This window comes from Hoyosella altamirensis (assembly GCF_014191505.1).
Lineage (GTDB): Bacteria > Actinomycetota > Actinomycetes > Mycobacteriales > Mycobacteriaceae > Hoyosella > Hoyosella altamirensis.
Map to the genome: position 1 here is coordinate 1 of NZ_JACHWS010000006.1, position 18,718 is coordinate 18,718.

Sequence of the window (18,718 nt, forward strand, 5' to 3'; positions counted from 1 at the left end):
TGCTTGTTGCTCAGGATGACCTTCGACCCGACAAATGGGCGAACGTATCGCGCCGCGACCGGATCCGCCATGAATTTCTCGTACTCACCGACAGTGTTGATGAGCAGATTGCCATTGTCACAGGGCATCGTCCCGTAGTTCACTTCAGCGACCTGCGGCGAAAGTGGCCTGGTTCGCGGAGTGACAAGCACGTTCGGACGGTCGAGCAAATATGCGTTGATCTGGTCTAAGACGGGAACTTCTTTGGCCGGTGAGCTGATCGTCTCGTAGTCCCAGAGTCGCGGTTGTGTAATGGCATCGCGGGTGAACCCAATGATGACGCAATGAACGCCTGCCGGACCCGTGGCTTCTGATGTCCATTTGAAGGTGCGGTGGGCGAACTTGATGCGCCAGCCTGCCGCGAAGATCGCGCCGAACAGCGGCTGGACGCCCTGCCCTTGCGCGATCGAGTTCGTAGTGACAAACGCGAACTCGCCATCACGGTCAGCAAGAAGTTCGAGCGACTTGGCATGCCAGGCGGTGACGTAGTCGAGCGCGCCACTGGGGTTCGCGCCCCAGGCCCGCGAGAGGTCACGTTTGATGTGGTCCTTGCGCTCCCTGTGCCCGACGAACGGCGGATTTCCAAGCACGATGGTTCTGCCGTCGGTGCGGGGGACCAGCTTGGTCCAGTCCACCTCGACGGCATTCGCGTGCCGAATCGTCGGTGCGATTTCGATAGGGAGCCGGTCCGGAGCCACACCGAACTCGAGTGTCATTCGCTGGTTCGCGAGATGATCGACGAGCAGCATCGCCGTCTCAGCAATTCGCGCCGGCCATTCCTCGATCTCGATGCCGTAGAAGTTGTCGAGAGTCACCCTGATCAGGTCGGTGACGTCGAGGGTCATCTGGGTCCGGTCGACCTTCAACTTCTTTGTCTCTGTGTCGTCAATGTCGAGGTCGCGACGCCGTATGAGCAGCTCGAGTTCCAGAGCACGCAACTCACGGTAGGCGACGATGAGGAAGTTTCCGCAGCCGCACGCGGGGTCCAGGAACCGCAGCTTGCCAAGTTCGTTGTGTAGCTTCGTGAGCTGAGCCTTGTTATCCCACGCTCGATCGAGGCGGTCACGGTACTCGTCGAGGAACAGCGGCCTGATGGTTTTTAGGATGTTCTCCTCGGTGGTGTAGTGCTCACCGCCGCCGCGGCGCGCTTCCTTGCTCTTGACCGTCTGGAACATCGACCCGAACACTGCGGGGCTAATGACCGACCAATCGAACTCGCATGCCTCGAGCAATGCGGTGCGGAAGTTTGTGGTCAAGGCGGGCAGGGGGAGCTGGTCGTGAAACAGACCGCCATTGACGTAGCGGAAGATCGTGTACGGACTGCCTGCTGGCAGGTTACGCCTTCGCTCATCGGTGTCGAGAGCGACGAATAGCTCGATGAGGTCGGCATGCAGCGTTGCGTCCGCAGTGTTCTCGCGAAGGAAAGTCTCGAACAGGTTTTCCGGTTCCCACATTCCTGCGTCGTCTCCGAACAGCAGGAACAGCAGTCGTGCAAGGAGCAGGGTGGCGTCATGGTCTACAACGCCTGCCACTTCAAGCTCGGAGTAGAGGGTGCCCATAAGTCGAGCTGCTGCGACTGATGCGGTTTCAGCTTCCTGATCGAACGCGTCCCGCATCTTTTCCAGCAGCGCAACCAACGACACGTTCTCGTCGAAGTCCAGCTCAATCGCTTTGAGGCGTTGCGTTAGGTGCGTGTTGCGATCTCCGACAACGTGTTCGTGGGCAAGCAGTTTCGCGTTCGTCCCGCCGAGCTGGGCGCGCCGCGGCCAGCGCCAATCTTGACGAGTGGGGCTGGTGAAGATGAGGAGCCGTTCCTGATTCGACTGGCCCACCAGTACATCGAGGGCGCGCTGGATCTTTCGTGGCGGCAGGTCAGCACAGTGCCATATCCGCATGCCTTTGTAACCGGCGACCTGGCTGAACGTGTACTTGTGCCCGTCAACGTCGAAGCTGGTGTCGGGTTGGTTCGGGTTTTCCCAACCCAGCTCGTCGATGAACAGGGTGCGAAAGTCGCGGGCGTCGACAAGGTCCAGGAGCCGGTTGTCGGTCATGCGCGTACTCCCATGCTGGACACGATGCGGATGGGGTCTTTCCCGGTACGAGTGGTGAGGACGAGCTGGCCGTCTCGATGCAGCGCCGCCAGGAACGTGGACAGGTCATCGTCGGTTGCGCCGTTGCGGATGCTGCGGCGCAACCGGTTCTCGGCATCTTTCGTAAGTGGATGCTGGTAGAGCTCATCTAGGGCTGCCTGTGTTTCGGCGTCGTGGTTGTGCAGCGTCGCGCCTAAGCGGTTCCACAAACTTCGTCTCACACCACGCAGTCGGCCCGCGGCCAAATTCGGAGTTGCCAGCGATCCGCGGACCAGGGCTTCCAGTAGCTGGTCGTGGTTGTCTGATTGTTCGAGCCCAAGTTCGTGCGGATCGGCCTCGAAGGCTTTGAGAACCTCATGCCCGGTCAACAGGCGTTGGCCGGCGTCGGTTGCTTGCCCGAATCCGTCAATGCCGGATTCTGTCCGCACGTAACAGATCACCGCATCGGTTTCGCCGATACGACGCTTTCGAGTGGCGGTAATCATGTCCGGCAGCGCTGCGATCTTTGCTGCCAGTTCGGGGTCGTCAGTTTGTGCGGTGAGCCAGCGTTGGTAGGCCAAGCTGGAGGCGTCAACATCGTCGGTGTCTTCGGTGTCGTCGAGCTTTCCGTTGTATAGGTCGGTGATTGCGATTTCGTCCTCGCGGTCAAAGAACCTTTCGTCCGACCCGAATGCGACAGCGCTGGCAGTCAACCGTTGCGAAATGCGTTGCCGCAGGTTGATGACGTTGTCGACCGACTCGTGAAAGAAGCTGTAGAGCAGCACCGTGTCGGACTGTTGTCCGACTCGGTCGATGCGGCCGGCCCGCTGAATAAGGCGGATGATTGCCCAGGGCAGGTCGTAGTTCACCACGATGTGAGCGTCCTGCAGGTTCTGGCCCTCGCTGAGAACGTCGGTTGCCACAAGGACACGTAACTCGTCTTCGGCGGTAACAGTCTGTGGGTGTCCAGGCAGGGTGTTTGAACGCGGGGAAAACCGTTGCGCGAGCACGGTGGGATCGTCACTGTCTCCGGTCGCGACGCCCACCTGCTCGATTCCGGCAGCTTTGAGTGCGGCCGCGATATATACCGCTGTGTCCTTGTATTCGGTGAAGATCAGCACTTTGTCGGCGGGGTGTTTGACCGTTAGTAGCTCCACGAGTTTCGCGAGTTTCGAGTCACGTTTGGCGTCCCATTCGCCGTAGGCGGTGAGCAGCGCGCGGATCGCTTTAGTGTCCGCGGCCAGATGCTCGCGCAGTTGTGCGGTGAAAATTGCGGGGTTGACCCAATTCAGGCCGGCTGGGTTGGCAGCCAGCAACGCTTCGTACCGTTTTGAAGACTCGGTGCTGGTGTCCTCGTCGGTCGCGTCGGCGTTGGGATCTTCGTCCTCGCCGAAGGCGTTCTCCGTTATCGTGCCCGTCGGTAAGGCGAGACCATTGTCGATGGCGTACATGAACAATTCATTGCGGGCGACGTGACGCTTCAGCGACACGGTGAACGAGTGTCCGCAGGAAGACAGGCGCTTGTAGAACGTGGTGCGGACGAAGCCTGCTACGTTCCCGCGACCACGCGCGAGGTTATCGACGAATTCACGCTCTGCGTCCGTGAGCGCTACGGTCGGCGAAATATATGCACCCAGTTCGTATCTCGGCAGTATTAGCGCATAGATGGTGTCGAGCGTTTGATTGCTCGCCATGACCGTTGCGGGATCGTCTTTCCCGAACGAATGGTCGACCGGTTTCGGCAGCCGCGTCGGAAAGCGGAACTTGGTCCCATCGGCGAACTGCAAATAGGGGCCGACCTCATCGGTCAGCGAATAGTTGTTCTTGATGAACGTCCGCGTCCTGCGCACCAGGTGCTCGCTCATCAAACGTTTCCAGTCGTCCGGATGTTCAGACTTGCGGAACGCTGCCATCGTGGTCGTCTTACCATCGACCTTGTCTGGCAATCGGGGGTCCAACTCGATCGCTTTGACCGGGGCGATCCCCAGATCGTCGTCATCGTCGATGTACAAACCGAGCTGGTTCGCTACGTCTTGAAAGCGAATGTTGTACGGCGTCGCGGTCAACAACAACGCCTTGGAAGCGTTGGCGTCGATATAGTCCCGAATCGCCTTGTAATCACGACGGGTGTCGTTGCGCAGGGTGTGGGATTCATCAACGATCACGAAGGCGTAGCGGCGCAACTCGGGCAGGATCGCGTGCGCCATCGAGTACGGAACAACCCGACCGTGTAGCTCATAGGCCTCAAAATGGTCTTCCCACATCGACTGAAGGTTCTTAGGGCACACCACCAGCGGCATGTAACCGTGCTCATCGCGCAGCATCAATGCCACAGCGATCGCGGTCAACGTTTTACCCAAACCGACAACATCGCCAAGCATCGTGCCTTTGCGGGTCATGATCCTGCGCGCCAACGTCCGCACAGCCGTCGCCTGATACTCGAGCAACTGACCTGAAATCGTTGACGGCACCGAATATTCCGCCAGACCTTCACGAACGTCGCGGGACAGGTCGTAACAGACCTTAAGGAAAACTTCGTAGGGCCGGCGGGGGGTTGTGGTGGCCCACGACTCGTCAATCAAGTCGAGAATGTCTTTGGTGATCACCCGGCTGAACTTGTCGTTCCAGCGGTCCTCAAACCAGCCCGCCAACGATGTTGCCGCCTGACCATCGACAACATCGACGTTGAGCTCGTAGTTGTGCATCAGTCCGGGTGCGGTGAGGTTCGACGATCCCACGATCCCAAACACAGGGGTGATGGGGTCTTGGCGGTGGCAGATGTATGTCTTGCCGTGCAGCGGTCGGCGAGTAAAGACCTTCAACTCGACCACACCCTGGTCAAGCAAGTTCCGCAGTGACTGCAACGCGGCCCGGTCGGCATTAGTCGGTAGGCCACGCATCAGCTGGGCCCGTAAATGTTCGACTAATTGAGCTTTGCGTTCACGCATGACGGTGCTGTCGGCGTCATGTTCTGTGACGCCGTCCACTGCTGCCTGTAACTGGTCGAGTGCTTCTTGCTGTGCGTCTCCCATCACCATGCCGACAAGAACACGAACAACCGGATTGGGTGCGCCGGCTGCAACCTTGTCGTTGACCAGCGCATCGAACGCGGACCAGCCGCGGAGATTGAAATAGCCGACAGCGACATCCATGCGGTCCGAAATCTGGAACGACTGCTGAAGGTGCTGGCCTAGTTGGACTTTGATGTTGTCGTAGATCCGCGTCAACGCTGGTCCGATCCCCCGTATCGCTGCTTGTTTAGGGTAACCCTAGTGCGGGTGACTATGACAGCTTGATTCAGTGGCGTGTTCCCTGCAAATCGGTCCGGGTGGTTCTGGAGTCCTGAGACCCCTGCTGGTTGGGCTGAGAGGATAATCAGGGCTGATGTCTGGACGGAGGAAGCACTCGGCTGAAGAGATCGTTCGGCAAGCTGCGCAAGGCGGACGAGCTGGCCGCTGCGGGCAAGACTGGGGAGGAGATTGCTGCGGCGCTCGAAGTGTCGCCGGCGACGCTATACAACTGGCGCCGCGCCTACGGCGGCATGGATACCGACGCGGCGAAAGAGCTCAAGGAGTTGCGTGAGCAGAACGCGCGGTTAAAGCGGCTGCTGGCCGATGCGGAGCTGGAGAAGGACGCGCTGCGGGAAATCAGCCGGGGAAAATTCTGAGCCCAGCTGCGAAACGCCGCGCGATCGACATGCTCAAACAGGTTAAGGACATGTCAGAAAGATTCGCGTGCAAGGTGGTTCGGCTACCTCGATCTACGTACCGGCGACTGCCGCTGGCGCAGACACCAGGCGACCCGGACGCTGCGCTGCGCAGCCAGTTGCGGGAGTATTCGACCAAGAATCCCTGCCACGGGTTCCGCCGCGCCTGGGCGCATCTGCGCTATGACCAGCAACAGCTCGTGAACAAGAAGAAGATCCACCGGCTGTGGTGCGAGGAAGGCCTGCCGCGGCGAGTCAGGGTCCGCCGCAAAAAGACAGGCCGGTCGACATACCCGCAGGTTGCCGCGGATGCCGCGAACGTCGTGTGGGCAGCCGGAGTTGAGGGGGAGCTTTCCAGTTCGATTTCACCATCGACGGCAAGGCGATCAAGATCGCGTCGATGGTCGACGAGCACACCCGCGAATCCCTGTTAAACATCGTGGACCGGTCGGTCACCAGCGAGTGCGTGGTCGACGGACTCTAGAAGGTCTTCTCCGCGCGCAGCGAAACCGCTTGTCCTGCGGCTGGACAACGGACCAGAGATGATCTCGCGTGCGCTGCAGACGTTCTGTGCGAACCAGGTCGGCATCGACTACATCCCGCCCGGCACGCCGTGGAACAACGGCTACATCGAATCGTTCCACTCAAGGCAGCGGCGCGAGTGCCTGGAACGAAACCACTGGACCAGCGTCCTAGAGGCCAGGGTCGTCATCGGCGACTACAAGCACGAACACAACACACGACACCGGCACTCAGCACTCGGCCACCGCACCCCGGCCGAGTACGCTGCCCACTGTCGATGCATGCCTCAACTAACTTGAGAATGCCTCAACAAGGGTGAGACAGGACAACAAGTAGGGGCATCGAGTTCGCAAGTTCTGCGACTCGATATCTATTAGCTGACATAATATAAGTTATCGGCCAATACTAGGTGAACCTGCTTGAACCTCGGATCTACGATGGACTCGACGATCTGGACCGCGAGAAGTACGACGAGCGGCGAATCGCCTACCACTCTGAGCTCGTGATCATCGAAACCTCCACCGTGCGCGAGATTATTCATCAGGGTCGGCTGCTGATGCTGCTCAACCAGCGCGACATCAGTGCGCGACGATCGCTGATCGTGGACGGTCCCTGGGCCAGCGGCAAGTCCACCACGATCAAGCTGCTCGGCCGTATCCACGAACAACGTGTACGGCGCCGCCACCCCAGCCAAGACCGGATCCCCGTCGTCTACATCACCACCCCACCGAAGGGATCGCCGCGCAAGCTCGCAACCGAATTCGCGCACTTCCTCGGGCTGCCGTATCGGCCGCGATCGAACACGACCGATATCGCCGACGCGGTCTGCCACGTGCTGACCCAGGCACGCACCGACCTGGTGATCGTCGACGAGATCCACAACCTGAACCTCGCAACGTCGGCCGGTGAAGACATGTCCGACCACCTCAAATACTTCACCGAGCACATGCCCGCAACATTCGTCTACGCCGGAATTAACGTTGAACGCTCCGGCCTATTCACAGGCGTTCGGGGCAAGCAAATCTCGGCACGGTCGGTTCTCGTGCGCACAGGTCCGTTCCCTTACGGCGATGAGTGGCGCGCTCTCGTAGCATCGCTGGAACAAGCCCTGCGCCTCTTCGGACATCGCCACGGCACGCTGACCCGCAATGCGAAGTATCTGCACCAACGCACCGGAGGCAGTATCTCCAGCCTCTCGCAGCTGATCAGGACTGCCGCCATCTCGGCGATTCTGACAGGTGATGAGGCCGTCACGCGTGATCTGCTCGACGCAACCGCCCTTGACCACGCCGCTGAGTCAGTCACTCCGCGCCCAGGGGCAGCGAACGCGGGATGATCCTGTCAGCCGACCTGCAGGCGCCGCTTCGGCGCCTGCCGAGAACTGTCGTACCGGCTGCTGATGAATCCCTCGACTCCTACCTGCGGCGGCTCGCGCACGCCAACCGGCTCAATCCCGACGAACTCCGGCGGTGGCTCACCGGCAACCGAAAGTCGGACCCGGTGGCAGTCGCGTCACTCGCAGCGGTGAGCGGCCGGCCAGCTGCTTCGCTGCGATGGGCAATGCTCGAACTCTGCAGCCGGGACGATCTGGCCAGCATGCGGTTGAGAACCCGGCCCGACCCCTTTGGGCCCACACGCCCCGAGTGCAGACTCTGCAGCCTCGCGCGTGGCCACGAAGTCGCACCGCATTGTCGACACCTGCACGAGCATGTCGTCTGCCTCCGACACCAGCGTTGGATCGGCAGCGCAAGGGACCAGACGATGCGGACAAAGCCCAGCCTTCGCCAGCATCCCGAAATCCTGTCCGCGAACGTCCAGCATCGGCGGCTCATCCGCCGCCACGGCCGCCACTCCGTGATCTCAGCGTTCCGGGAGGCCACCTACATTGGACGCAGCTGGCACCAACGGCAAGAACACGACGACTCTTACCGCGAGTTAATGGAACGGTTCCACGGCGCAGACTGGATGATATCCACAGTCGATCCCACAATCCCCGCTGCCACCTACCCGCAACGTGTCGCGCTCACGATGTTGCTCATGAAACACCGCTGGCCAGACAAGCCAGCCGACGAATCGCCGCAGCTGGCCGCGTTCATTGGGGAGCTGCGACGGACAGCGGCACCGAACTACGAATGGAGCCGCCGCAGCTACTACCGCAGACGCGACCCACTCGTCGAAGTCATAGACGCACGCTACGACGACCCTGACGTTCTCGGCGAGTTCGACATCAACCCCAGGAACGACACAAACTGGCTCGAACGTCACCTCACCTACCACTATGCGGGCAGTGCGGGTCGGTTCCGAGGATTGCCAAACATTGACTGATCAGCAGAGGCAATGCCTGATCCGCTTCCCCACGCTCAACAGAAGCCCGATTCTCGGGTGACCGGAGGCTGGGCGCTCGTCGCCCTGCTGATCAAGAGCGGAACATGATCGTCAATGTAGATCGGGAAACGTCGATCCGCGACAACTAAAGTGAGCAAACTTGCCCGACGGTGCTCAGTTTAGTTGTCGCACCGCAGGTCAGATTACTGCCCTGTGTCAACTTAGTTGAGCAAGGACAATTGCATGCAACCCGTGACCCGCCGCACCCAGGGATACGTCAGGCTCACATACGGCATAGTGGTTGCGTGGGGAACAGCGAGAAAGAGTTCATCGACGAGCAGGTGCGCCGCATGCAGCGAGTGCGGCTCGTGATCAGTGCTGTGGTATTCGTTATCACCGTCATCCTCGTCATCGGACTTGCGCTCATTTGACCCATTTGGGTGAGGGTTAACTATGGAAGACCGCTCGTTCCTGGCCGGGAAGCGGCACAAGTAACCCTCTGCTATTCTGGGGACCTCCAGCGACGTAAGACGTTTCGGAGTGCCGGTCTTGACCTTGCCGGGTGGCGTAGTGGAGTGGAATGATTCGTGGATTCGGGTTGGAGAGGTTTCAGCGGCGACGGTAGAGGGTTCCTCGCTGCCGGAGCAGCTCTGGTTATCGGGGGTGCGCTCTCCCTGCTTACCGGACGGCCTATTTTCGGCGCTATTCTACTCATCATTGGCGGCCTTTTGATGTACGTAGGTGATGAGAAGCTAGCTAAATAGTCCCTGAGGACGTCTCCGGTGCGCGACGGACGATTTCGGCTACCGTCGTTAAGAGCTTTCAACCATGCGTCCCCTCCTGTTGCTGTTGGGTATCATCGGCGGAGCTGGAGCAGCCCTTAATACAAACACGGCTCTTTACTCGCGCCAATGTGTGGTTGCGGCTGTAATGTTGTGTCCGGCCGCTCGCTCGTGTAGGGGCGTTGAAGATGCTGACCGGTTCTTTCAAAGGTTCCGCTACCTCACCCGTACGTGGGATCGTGCATGAATGCGGTATATCCAGAGCCCTAGGCAAGCGGCAATCAATGCTGCCGACAAGCTGCGGCAGATGGGGTGGAATGCCCCCGGTAAATGGTCCATGCGTTATGCGGCCTTGGTTTGGGGTTGACAGGTTGCAGCGTACTCGCTGGGTGTGAGGTAGTTCAGCGCCGAGTGCCGGTGGGTGAGGTTATATGTCTGCTTCCAGTCGCCGATGACGACCCGTGCTTCGAGGATGCTGTGGAACACGTTGAGGTTGAGGCATTCATCGCGCAGCCGGTTGTTGAATGATTCGATATGACCGTTGCACCAGGGACTGCCGGGCGGGATGTAGGCGATGCCGATGCTGCCCTCGCAGAATCGGTTGAGTGCCCGGGAGATCAGTTCCGGGCCGTTGTCGCAGCGCAACACTGTTGGGGCGGTGCCGCGGCGCGCGATCACCGCGGTCAATTCGGCCACGAGATCGTCGGCGGTGATCGACCGGCCGACGATGTTGAGCAGCGATTCCCGGGTGTGTTCGTCGACCATTGACGCGATTTTGAAGGTGCGCCCGTCGGCGGTGGTGTCAAATTGGAAGTCGATGGCCCACACCTCATTCGGTGCCATGGCTTCGGTGATCGGTACCGTCGATGCGCCGACACGTTTGCGTCTGCGCCGCCGCTGCGCGACTCGCAGTCCTTCCTCCCGCCACAGCCGGTGCACTTTCTTGCGATTAATGACCATGCCCTCTGCCCGCAGCGCCGCCCACGCCCGCCGGTAGCCCTTGCGGGGGTGAGATTTCGCCCAGTCACGCAGCCATTGCCGCACACCAGAATCCGGATCGGCAGGCGTCTGGTCCGCAGGTGGTTTGCGCTGGGCCGAACGATGCTGCCCGGCAACGCGGCACGCGAGCCGCTCCGATAACCCCAAACGAGTTTGGAGCATCGTCACGGCCCGCCGCTTCGCCGCCGGGCCTAGAAGTTTCCCCGCGCGATCTCCCGCAACGCGTCCTTCTCCAGCTCCGCCTCCGCAAGCAGCCGCTTCAAGCGCTTGTTCTCCGCGTCAAGCTCTTTGAGCCGCTTCGCGTCGTCGGCTTTCATGCCGCCGTACTGTTTACGCCAGTTGTACAACGTGGCGGTCGAGATCCCGAGCTGACGCGCAATCTCATCCACGTCCGTATCCCGCGCCGCGAGCTCATCAGCCGTGCGCAACTTACGGATGATCTCCTCCGGGGAATGACGTTTCCGTCCAGCCATAATGTCCAGCCTTCCATGAAATCAGAAGGACTCACATAACAGCCGGACCACTCGGAGGGGAGCACACCAGGGGTTTGCTGACGCGCGGCTGGCCAGCGGGGGCGAGACGGTGAGTATCGAGATTGTCTCGTCCAGCGCGGTCGCAGGGGTTTCCTGGCGCGGCGGCCGGGTCAGTCAGGATGATCTGCAGCGCTTGGCGGGGCTGCGCAACCGCGGTGCCAATCTTGAGATACTCTACTTCGCGGACACCGGCTATATGGAGAGCGCCATGGAGTACGCCAACCGCCATGGCATCTTCCTTTTTCTTTACGAGCAGTCAGGCGAGATCAGCCCGGCCAGCTATTGCGCGCGGCGCCTGGAGTACCTGCAGACCGGTGCTGCACCCTATTCTTCCGACGCCGAGGCTGCTCAGGCGAACAAAAAGCTCAGCAGGGTGGTGGGGGCAGTCGCTTTCGTTATTCTGGGTCTCGTCATACTGATGATCGTTATCAGCAGCAGGGATGGCGTGGAATCCCTGCCGGGCGCAGTGATAGCGGCGGGTTTCCCTGGCGATTGTGGCGGATACCATTTGCCGCTCGCCGGTAGAATACCGGGTAGCCACGGGCATTGGGCTGCTGAAATGATCCAGTTCAGCTTTCGCGGATTGGTAGTTCGTCAAGAAGCGTCCTTGACCTCGGGGCGCGACGAAAAGGGGTAGGGGGTCTGCCGGGCAGGATGGAGAACGCCCCGGTATTTTTTGCCAGCACAGGAGGGATGGGCGTTGCTGAGTCTGCTCGGTACCATCGTCATATTGATGGGCGTTCTGGCGTTTGTGGTTGCCGCGATCGGGGTGATCAAGCTTCCAGACATGTATTCACGGATCAGTGCGGTGACCACTGCTTCGGGACTGGGTTTAGCACTGATTATTGCGGGTGTGTTTCTCCAGCATCCGTCGCTGAGTAACGGGATAAAGGCAGGGCTGGCTATCGTGATCAATTTAGCCACATCGGCCGTCGGCGGTCATGCCATCGCGCGGGCTGGATACCTGACGGGGTCCCCCCGCGCCCGGATGCAATACGACGACCTGGCCGACGATATCCGGAACTCTGCCGGGGAGCGGCGTTGCGGATCCTAGGATGCCATTGCGCCGTCCGTAGCCCGGGTTTCTTGGACCGACACGGTGTGGCTCTGGATGGCTTTGGTGCGTTCTTTCATCGAGACAAGCAGTGGAGCCGCGAAGAAGGGTGAGGAGTATGTTCCGATGATGACTCCGACCAGCTGGACCAGGGCGAGATCTTTGAGTGTTCCCACGCCAAGCATCCACACGGCCACGATCAATAGCGAGAGAATAGGAAGCATACTAGTTAATGAGGTGTTGAACGATCTCATCAAGGTTTGATTCACGCCCAGGTTTGCACGCTCAGCGTAAGTGCCCTCATATTGTTTCGTGACATTTTTGGTGTTTTCCGCAACTTTATCAAAAACCACCACGGTGTCGTATAGGGAGTAGCCCATGATTGTGAGCAGGCCGATCACTGTTGCGGGGCTTACCTCGAAGCCGATCAGGGCGTAAATGCCGGCAGTCACTGTCAGGTCGACTATTACCGCCGCGATCGCGGCTAGTGCCATGTGCCACTCGAACCGCAGACTGATGTAAGCAAACACTATGATCAGGAAAACCGCGAGCGCGAGAGCAGCCTTCTGGGTTACTTGCCCTCCCCAAGTCTCACTGACTGCGGAGATGCTGACCGCATTCTGCGCCGTGCCAGTTCCGGCCGACTGATTCAGGACAGACTGGAATGCGTTCTCAACGGCGCGGATCTGGGTTTCATCGAGAGGTTCCGAGCGGATCTGTATTGACGAGGCAGGACCGGCGCCCACCACCTGCACAGTGGTGGGAGAGATGCCGGAGCTTTCACTGAATACTTGTTCCGCCTCAGCGGTGTCTAACTGTATAGCAGGAATTTCCACGCGGGTGCCGCCGGTAAAGTCAATGCCGAAAGTAAAACCGCGGAGCAAGATGCCAGAAAGTGATAGTGCTACCAGGACAGCAGTAATTAAATAGAAGATGCGCCTGCGACCGATGATGTCGAATGCGCCCGTTCCGGTGTAAAGACGTTTCAGGAGTGATACCGGAGCGCTGTTCTTCTGCAGGGTCATTTTCTGTGGTCTTCCTTGTGAGACAACTTGATAGCCTGCTGAGTCCTATATCAGGCAGCAGGGAGTCTAGAGATGCTGGGCGGGTTTCGCTAACAGCACTGGTGAGGTGGTGTGCGCCAGCACGGTTGCGGTGACACTTCCGAGCACCCATCTGGTGACTCCCCGGTTGCGACTGGTCAATACCGCCAGTGTTCCCGGCGTGTCTGTCTGAAACGACATGATCCCTTCGGCAATGTCGCTGTCGGTGAGGTGCGAGTAGTCTGCACGGATTCCGGCCTGCGTGAAATCGCTGGCCAGGGAGGCGAGGGTTTCTTCGTATATCCGCGGTTCTTCGGGTTTGCTGGGAGAGTCGATATGCACAAGATGCAGCGTGAGGTCTAGCTGCTGCGCCCATACTCGGGCGGTGTGCAGGGCTGCCTCATCGCGGCCGCTGCCGTCGAGGCAGACGATGCAGTCGCGATACTGGTCGGGCTCAAACGCTGGCTCATACTCAGGCCCGACCATGAGGACCGGCCTCGCGGAATGTCTGATCACATGTTCGGTCACGCTGCCGGTGATCATCCGGGAGAACCGGTCTCTATTGTGGGTTGCCAGGCAGATCACCGCGCCGGGGGTTTCCTGCGCGGAATGGATGAGGTGATCTCCGGCCCAGCCCGCGCTAACGCACACGACCTCTACATGGGCGTAGCCTATCTCGCCGGCGACTGAATCTATCCCGGTAGCCCACCGGCCTCGCACGGGATCGTGCACGGTGAACAGCTCTAACGGAATCTGGAGCTGGCGGGCGATCTTCAGCGCGGGAGTGATCGCTGTCTCCGCTTCATGGGTGCCGTCGAGCGGGACGATCAGTCTTTCGATCGGCGGCGGCTGGGTTTTGTCCTTCCGCCTGCGTGACAGAGCTGGGGGCACATCAGCCACAGGTAAGCTCCTTCCTGTCGTCCACTCAAAACCAGCACCAAGAGGATTATGAGCCTTCAACTTCCTGCTGACCGCTGGGTTCTCGCAGCTGCACTGTTGCTCATCGCGGCAATTCTGGCGTCCGGCTTGGCTCAGCGTATCCGGATGCCAGGCCTTTTGCTGTTCTTAGGTCTCGGCATGCTCATTTCCGATGACGGACTGGGCCTGGTTTCATTGGCCGATCCTGAGATCGCGCAGATAGTCGGTACCGTAGCGCTGCTGCTCATTCTTTACGAGGGCGGCTTAACCACAAAGCCCAGCGACGTCCGCAGGGCAGCAGCTCCGGGTTTGCTGTTAGCCACAGTCGCGGTGATCATCACGGCGGCGGTGCTGGGCGGAGCCACCTATCTCATCTTGAACGTCGATATTCTGACTGCTTTGCTGATCGGGGCCGTCGTCGCGTCGACCGATGCGGCTGCGGTATTCGCGATGCTGCGCCGCGCGCCGCTGCCCCGCAAAATGTCAGCTCTGCTCGAGGTGGAGTCAGGCGCGAACGATCCAATGGCGATCATGCTGACAGTCGGGCTGATCGCGACCTGGACTGAATCACCGCCCGCAGGTGACTGGATTTCCTTCGCGGTCACCCAACTCGGCGGCGGCCTGCTCATCGGCGGGCTCGTCGGGCTTGCGGGCAGCCGCCTGCTGCTTGTCACCACCCTGGGCCCAGCGGGTGTCTATCCCGTGCTTGCTCTAGGTGTCGCCGGCTTATCGTATGGCCTCGCAGCCGCCGGGGGCGCATCAGGATTCCTTGCCGTATACGTCACCGGGCTAATCGTGGGGGCCCGGGTACCACTGCACAGGCGCGGAATCAGAACGTTCCACGAAGGGTTGGCCAACACCGCAGAAGTGGGCCTGTTCCTGATGCTCGGAATGCTGGTTTTCCCCTCAAGCCTTGTCGATGTCGCCCTCCCCGGCCTGGCAATCGCAGCAGTCCTGATCCTCGTCGCACGCCCCATCGCGGTTGTAGCGTGCCTGATCTGGTTCCCATTCACGTGGCGCGAACTTACCTTCGCCAGCTGGGTGGGGCTGCGCGGCGCTGTCCCGATCTTCCTCGCGACCTTCCCCGCCGTTGCCGGCTACCCAGACGGGGACCTGATCTTCAACATGGTCTTCTTCGTTGTCCTTATCTCCGCACTTGTGCAGGGAATGAGCATCCGCACCGTGGCTAGGTGGCTGAACCTCACACAGGAAGGTGATGTCTGGAGCCCAGTCGCGGAAGGAATCCCTATCGGGGACCTCAACGCTGAACTCGTCGAAGTCCGTGTCACCTCCAGCCTGCCCATCGCCGGAAAATACCTCAGCGAGGTCATGCCCCCCATCGGTTTGATCACCACTATCGCCCGCGGGCCCCGGCTGCTCATCCCCACCCCGCGCACCAAACTCCGTGAAGGCGACCTAGTCATCGTGGCAATGCCTCGCCGGCCCGACGCGAACAAAATCGTCACCGCATGGGCCAAAGGTGAAAACACGCCCGACCCAAGCTAAGAACCCGCCGGGCCGACACGACTCGGAGGAAACTCCAGCAAAGCGTCCCGTGCCACTACCAATCGGTACGGCTAGGCTCAGATGCGATGGAACCGGTGAGATATGACCAGACTATCGGAGACCGAGGCTATAGCGGAAACGCGGTCATTGCCCAGCATCCCCACGGGCGGGGCTCGGACAGCATTGCACAGCGCCTCGATATCAACACGGCAGAATACCTTCTGCTCGGGCTAACCGTGTGGTCGTCACAGAGCAGCGATACGTCCTGGCCTACCGCAGCGACCGGTCTCACCGCCTATGTCGCAGAACGAAAAACGATCAGCTCGCACCCCGGCGGACTGCCCGCCCTCCTCGCTACCGGTGACCCAATCCCGGTACAGCAGTGGCACTACCACTGCGAAAGTACCGAGCTCGGTCAGGCCTATGATGCACTCACCCTCGTAATGCTCGCATCACAGTCCATCCGTATCGAACTATGGTGCCCCGAAATCGCCGAACACGGTATCGCCACGCTCAACTGGAAAATCACCAATCAGCTCGAGTTCGAACGCCGCGGCAGCAAATGGAACCGGACTCAAGCCGGAGGGCTTGCCTGATCAACGAATTGACCTAGCTTGGGCCATTTGATGGCAATCCGTTCAGCGAGTCACTTGGTCACAACGATCAAGTACGCCCACTCCCGCTCAGGCCTGTTCGGCAGCCTTGCCCACGGGTGGGCAGGTAGATGACGTCGGAGGTCCATACCGCATCGAGCACACCGCGGGAGAACTCAAGGTAGGATCGTGTGATCCGCGCCAATCGTGGTCTCCGGCCGCCACTGGCGGACTAATCCCTGGATACCGTTGGCACGCATGATCTTCGCGACCGTCTTGGGGTGCCTATGAAGAACTGGGGCATCAGGTACATGAAGCTGTCGTTTAACTCGTTTTCCGCAGCCCTGTGCCCGGGTTACGGCCCTCACACGCAAGGCGTCGGCTCATCACGCTCCGCTTCTGCGCCGCCTGACGTTTCGTCATCGAATGTAATCGTCAGTGATGTTCGGAGGCCGCCCTGGGAGCCGTACGACGATGTCCGTCGCCTGAAGGGTTTCTCACCGACATACCAGGCATCGGTCGCGACGTAACTGAATCCGTCCTGGGAGCGCTCCAATTCCATCTTTCTCCACATGAAGGTGACATGCCTGCCAACTTCCAACCCGAAAGCGCGGCGTTCGACCGACGGTGTCGTTATGTGAATCCAACAGCCACCGGGTGTATCGGGCGAGTCAATCACACCCCATCCCTCATCGTGATTCCACATGCGGACTGTTCCAGTACTGGTCGTCATAGTCTGATATTGCACCCAGTCGTTTGGTGACGTTCTGAGGTTCCCTAGCGGTAGTGGACATCTGATTAGCAGGCCCTTCGGGCCTGTGGGAAGGCGTTCGGAGGCCGCGCCGCCCATTTGGACTTATTTTCGGGCCGACAAGGCCCTGATTAACAACCTTAGGCGACCTAGCTCTGTTGTAACTTGTTTATCTTGTTTTGCGGTGTAGCATGGGGTTATGAGCAGTAAGGCCCGGAACCAAGACGGGGTCGCTACGCCCGCTGCGGGCAAGCACAAGGCCCGGCGTGGGCGGGCGGGCAGAATAACCGGCCGTAGGCCTGCAGCGCGCAGGACCGTGCCAGCTTTGGATCAGTCCAGCTTCTCAGCTGTGATCAGGGATGTGCTTGGCACCGTTCCGGAATCGACACGCCAGGGTTTCGTGCAAAGCGTGATGGGCAACGAGCGTGAGACGGGTCTGGACGCTTCCTTGTGGGGCGCGGCGCCGTCACCGGCCGAGCAGAAGCAGGCCGCCCTGGAAAACCTGCGCCGTCAGTACGAGGCGCGGCGCGCGATCGTAGATACCTCGCTAACCCGGACCGAAGCAGCTGAACTGCTTAGCGTCTCAGAGCAGGCGATACTCGATCGCTTGGAAACAGGGGACCTGGTCGGCCTGAAAAAGGGACGTGAATGGAGGCTGCCTCCATGGCAATTCAGCCCCGACACGGAACGGGGGTTCGTCCCAGGAGTGGCGCAGCTGCGCCACGTTTACCCCGGCGGCGCGGTGTCGCTGACACAGTGGGCTACCACCCCGAACGCAGAACTCGATGGTGCAACTCCAGCTGAGGAACTCGCAGCAGGACGTATCGACGCGGTCCTTAAGGCGGCTGAGACCGGCACCTCTGCGGCGTGGTAGCGCCGCTCCCAGCACCAGCGAGGCCGCTGAGCGGCGGGCGGGCCTGGAACTGGCAGTGGCGCACCCCCAGCCACCGTCACCCGTGGCGCTGGTGCCGCATCTACCACCAGTCACACCACACCCCCGACGGGATCACGCACCGCACCTACGGTCCGCTCAGCAGGCTCGATCCTCAGATACCAGCACCGGACGGAGAACCCTGGCAATGCCCGGACGGGCGGTCCGTGCTCTACATCGCCGGGAACCTGAGCACAGCGATCGGTGAGGTGTTCGGAGACTTCCCCGAGGCCGCTGTCTGTCCGCGCTTCCGCGTAGCGCTGCTGCGGCCCACCGGCCCTATCGCCACACTCAACCTCCGCAGTCAGGGAGCCGCGATGCGGATCGGAGCGCTGCCCTCGCTAGCCACCGGCGACTACCCACGCCCACGCACCCAGGAGTGGGCCCGAGCCATTTACGAAGACCAGCCCGTCACCCGCAGGCACATCCACGGCGTGTATTACGACGCCGCCCACTCCAATGGGCCCGCTCTGGCGCTCTGGAACACCGAACACCACGTCAGCGTGCTCACAGACCCCACCGGCGCGGACCAGGACTTCGCGCTCAGCGACCCACAGCTCTGGCCACGAGTCGTCCACGCTGCCGTAACCCTCGGAATGCGAGCTGACCTCGTACCGCACTGTCCCAACTGTCCCTAGCGGGCACTGCATCACGCGTCGAACACGGCAAGGTCCGTCAGAAATCACGGGCAACATCAAATGAGATCCCCCGCTACGAGCTGGCGCCACACGGATGCGCCGCTCGAATAGATGCAGCGCCGGGACGCTCGGCGCACGACGACCAACGTCGGACGAGCGTTCTGTGCCTGCTCAACAACTCAGGCCCGAAGGTCCGCGCCGGTGAAGGCTTCGGGCTGACAACCTGTTATTCGCTAAGGGAGTTGTCACCGCTACCCGCAAAGCCGCCGACACCGCTAGAGATCTGCAACCCACAAGCCCAGCCTGGGC

Annotated in this window: 15 protein-coding genes and 1 pseudogene; 10 read left to right on the forward strand and 6 right to left on the reverse strand. The window is 60.5% G+C overall.

The window, feature by feature from the left end:
• Window positions 1-2,090 (reverse strand): class I SAM-dependent DNA methyltransferase (locus FHU29_RS22005; protein ID WP_183377657.1); only part of this gene is annotated, 2,090 nt, incomplete at its 3' end.
• A complete protein-coding gene (locus FHU29_RS22010; RefSeq protein WP_074390927.1) occupies window positions 2,087-5,335 on the reverse strand; it encodes a helicase-related protein in 3,249 nt (1,082 codons plus the stop codon). The genes FHU29_RS22005 and FHU29_RS22010, both read right to left, overlap by 4 nt.
• Window positions 5,336-5,492: 157 nt before the next feature.
• On the opposite strand from FHU29_RS22010, the pseudogene FHU29_RS22015 reads away from it, so the two are divergent.
• From FHU29_RS22015 to FHU29_RS23465, 4 genes and pseudogenes are all read left to right on the forward strand, one after another.
• Window positions 5,493-6,635: pseudogene (locus FHU29_RS22015) on the forward strand (IS3 family transposase).
• A 110-nt stretch (window positions 6,636-6,745) separates the two neighbouring features.
• Window positions 6,746-7,672, forward strand: coding sequence for a TniB family NTP-binding protein (locus FHU29_RS22020; protein ID WP_083962518.1), 927 nt, complete (start codon window positions 6,746-6,748; stop codon window positions 7,670-7,672).
• Window positions 7,669-8,661 (forward strand): TniQ family protein, encoded by a 993-nt coding sequence (locus tag FHU29_RS22025; protein ID WP_064442202.1) that lies wholly within the window; start codon window positions 7,669-7,671, stop codon window positions 8,659-8,661. Before FHU29_RS22020 ends, FHU29_RS22025 begins: the two co-directional genes overlap by 4 nt.
• Window positions 8,662-8,966: 305 nt before the next feature.
• A complete protein-coding gene (locus FHU29_RS23465; RefSeq protein WP_260153021.1) occupies window positions 8,967-9,092 on the forward strand; it encodes a hypothetical protein in 126 nt (41 codons plus the stop codon).
• A gap of 693 nt (window positions 9,093-9,785) precedes the next feature.
• Here FHU29_RS23465 and FHU29_RS22030 read toward each other — a convergent pair.
• Window positions 9,786-10,915 (reverse strand): IS3 family transposase gene (locus tag FHU29_RS22030; RefSeq protein ID WP_183377658.1). Its coding sequence is split into 2 segments (ribosomal slippage): window positions 9,786-10,648 and window positions 10,648-10,915, totalling 1,131 coding nucleotides; the frame shifts between segments, so codons are not numbered across the junction.
• 109 nt (window positions 10,916-11,024) lie between these two features.
• Between FHU29_RS22030 and FHU29_RS22035 the strand changes: the two genes are divergently transcribed.
• Both FHU29_RS22035 and FHU29_RS22040 read left to right on the forward strand, forming a co-directional pair.
• Complete coding sequence (locus tag FHU29_RS22035; RefSeq protein ID WP_183377659.1) at window positions 11,025-11,612, forward strand: hypothetical protein; 588 nt, start codon at window positions 11,025-11,027, stop codon at window positions 11,610-11,612.
• 96 nt (window positions 11,613-11,708) lie between these two features.
• Window positions 11,709-12,029, forward strand: a complete 321-nt coding sequence (locus tag FHU29_RS22040; protein WP_183377660.1) for a cation:proton antiporter — start codon at window positions 11,709-11,711, stop codon at window positions 12,027-12,029.
• Here the strand turns inward: FHU29_RS22040 and secF are convergent.
• Both secF and FHU29_RS22050 read right to left on the reverse strand, forming a co-directional pair.
• Window positions 12,026-13,054 (reverse strand): protein translocase subunit SecF, encoded by a 1,029-nt coding sequence (gene secF, locus FHU29_RS22045; protein ID WP_183377661.1) that lies wholly within the window; start codon window positions 13,052-13,054, stop codon window positions 12,026-12,028. The genes FHU29_RS22040 and secF overlap by 4 nt on opposite strands.
• A 66-nt stretch (window positions 13,055-13,120) precedes the next feature.
• Complete coding sequence (locus FHU29_RS22050) at window positions 13,121-13,972, reverse strand: universal stress protein (protein ID WP_157095468.1); 852 nt, start codon at window positions 13,970-13,972, stop codon at window positions 13,121-13,123.
• A gap of 48 nt (window positions 13,973-14,020) precedes the next feature.
• On the opposite strand from FHU29_RS22050, the gene FHU29_RS22055 reads away from it, so the two are divergent.
• Together FHU29_RS22055 and FHU29_RS22060 are read left to right on the forward strand one after the other, a co-directional pair.
• Window positions 14,021-15,496 (forward strand): potassium/proton antiporter, encoded by a 1,476-nt coding sequence (locus FHU29_RS22055; RefSeq protein ID WP_064442683.1) that lies wholly within the window; start codon window positions 14,021-14,023, stop codon window positions 15,494-15,496.
• Between the two features lie 86 nt (window positions 15,497-15,582).
• On the forward strand, window positions 15,583-16,092 hold the full coding sequence (locus tag FHU29_RS22060; protein ID WP_183377662.1) for a hypothetical protein: 510 nt from the start codon (window positions 15,583-15,585) through the stop codon (window positions 16,090-16,092).
• A gap of 361 nt (window positions 16,093-16,453) precedes the next feature.
• Here the strand turns inward: FHU29_RS22060 and FHU29_RS22065 are convergent, their stop codons facing one another.
• On the reverse strand, window positions 16,454-16,822 hold the full coding sequence (locus tag FHU29_RS22065) for a hypothetical protein (protein WP_064442665.1): 369 nt from the start codon (window positions 16,820-16,822) through the stop codon (window positions 16,454-16,456).
• A gap of 217 nt (window positions 16,823-17,039) precedes the next feature.
• On the opposite strand from FHU29_RS22065, the gene FHU29_RS22070 reads away from it, so the two are divergent.
• Together FHU29_RS22070 and FHU29_RS22075 are read left to right on the forward strand one after the other, a co-directional pair.
• Window positions 17,040-17,714 (forward strand): helix-turn-helix domain-containing protein, encoded by a 675-nt coding sequence (locus tag FHU29_RS22070; RefSeq protein WP_232323102.1) that lies wholly within the window; start codon window positions 17,040-17,042, stop codon window positions 17,712-17,714.
• Complete coding sequence (locus FHU29_RS22075; RefSeq protein WP_064442664.1) at window positions 17,708-18,409, forward strand: RES domain-containing protein; 702 nt, start codon at window positions 17,708-17,710, stop codon at window positions 18,407-18,409. Before FHU29_RS22070 ends, FHU29_RS22075 begins: the two co-directional genes overlap by 7 nt.
• Window positions 18,410-18,718 lie beyond the last annotated feature (309 nt).

Excerpts from the sequence above, each read along its gene's own strand:
- FHU29_RS22025 (WP_064442202.1), top strand. The coding sequence starts at position 7,669 with ATGATCCTGTCAGCCGACCTGCAGGCGCCGCTTCGGCGCCTGCCGAGA.
- FHU29_RS22040 (WP_183377660.1), top strand. The coding sequence starts at position 11,709 with ATGGGCGTTCTGGCGTTTGTGGTTGCCGCGATCGGGGTGATCAAGCTT.
- secF (WP_183377661.1), bottom strand. The coding sequence starts at position 13,054 with ATGACCCTGCAGAAGAACAGCGCTCCGGTATCACTCCTGAAACGTCTT.
- FHU29_RS22055 (WP_064442683.1), top strand. The coding sequence starts at position 14,021 with ATGAGCCTTCAACTTCCTGCTGACCGCTGGGTTCTCGCAGCTGCACTG.
- FHU29_RS22060 (WP_183377662.1), top strand. The coding sequence starts at position 15,583 with ATGGAACCGGTGAGATATGACCAGACTATCGGAGACCGAGGCTATAGC.
- FHU29_RS22065 (WP_064442665.1), bottom strand. The coding sequence starts at position 16,822 with ATGACGACCAGTACTGGAACAGTCCGCATGTGGAATCACGATGAGGGA.
- FHU29_RS22070 (WP_232323102.1), top strand. The coding sequence starts at position 17,040 with ATGAGCAGTAAGGCCCGGAACCAAGACGGGGTCGCTACGCCCGCTGCG.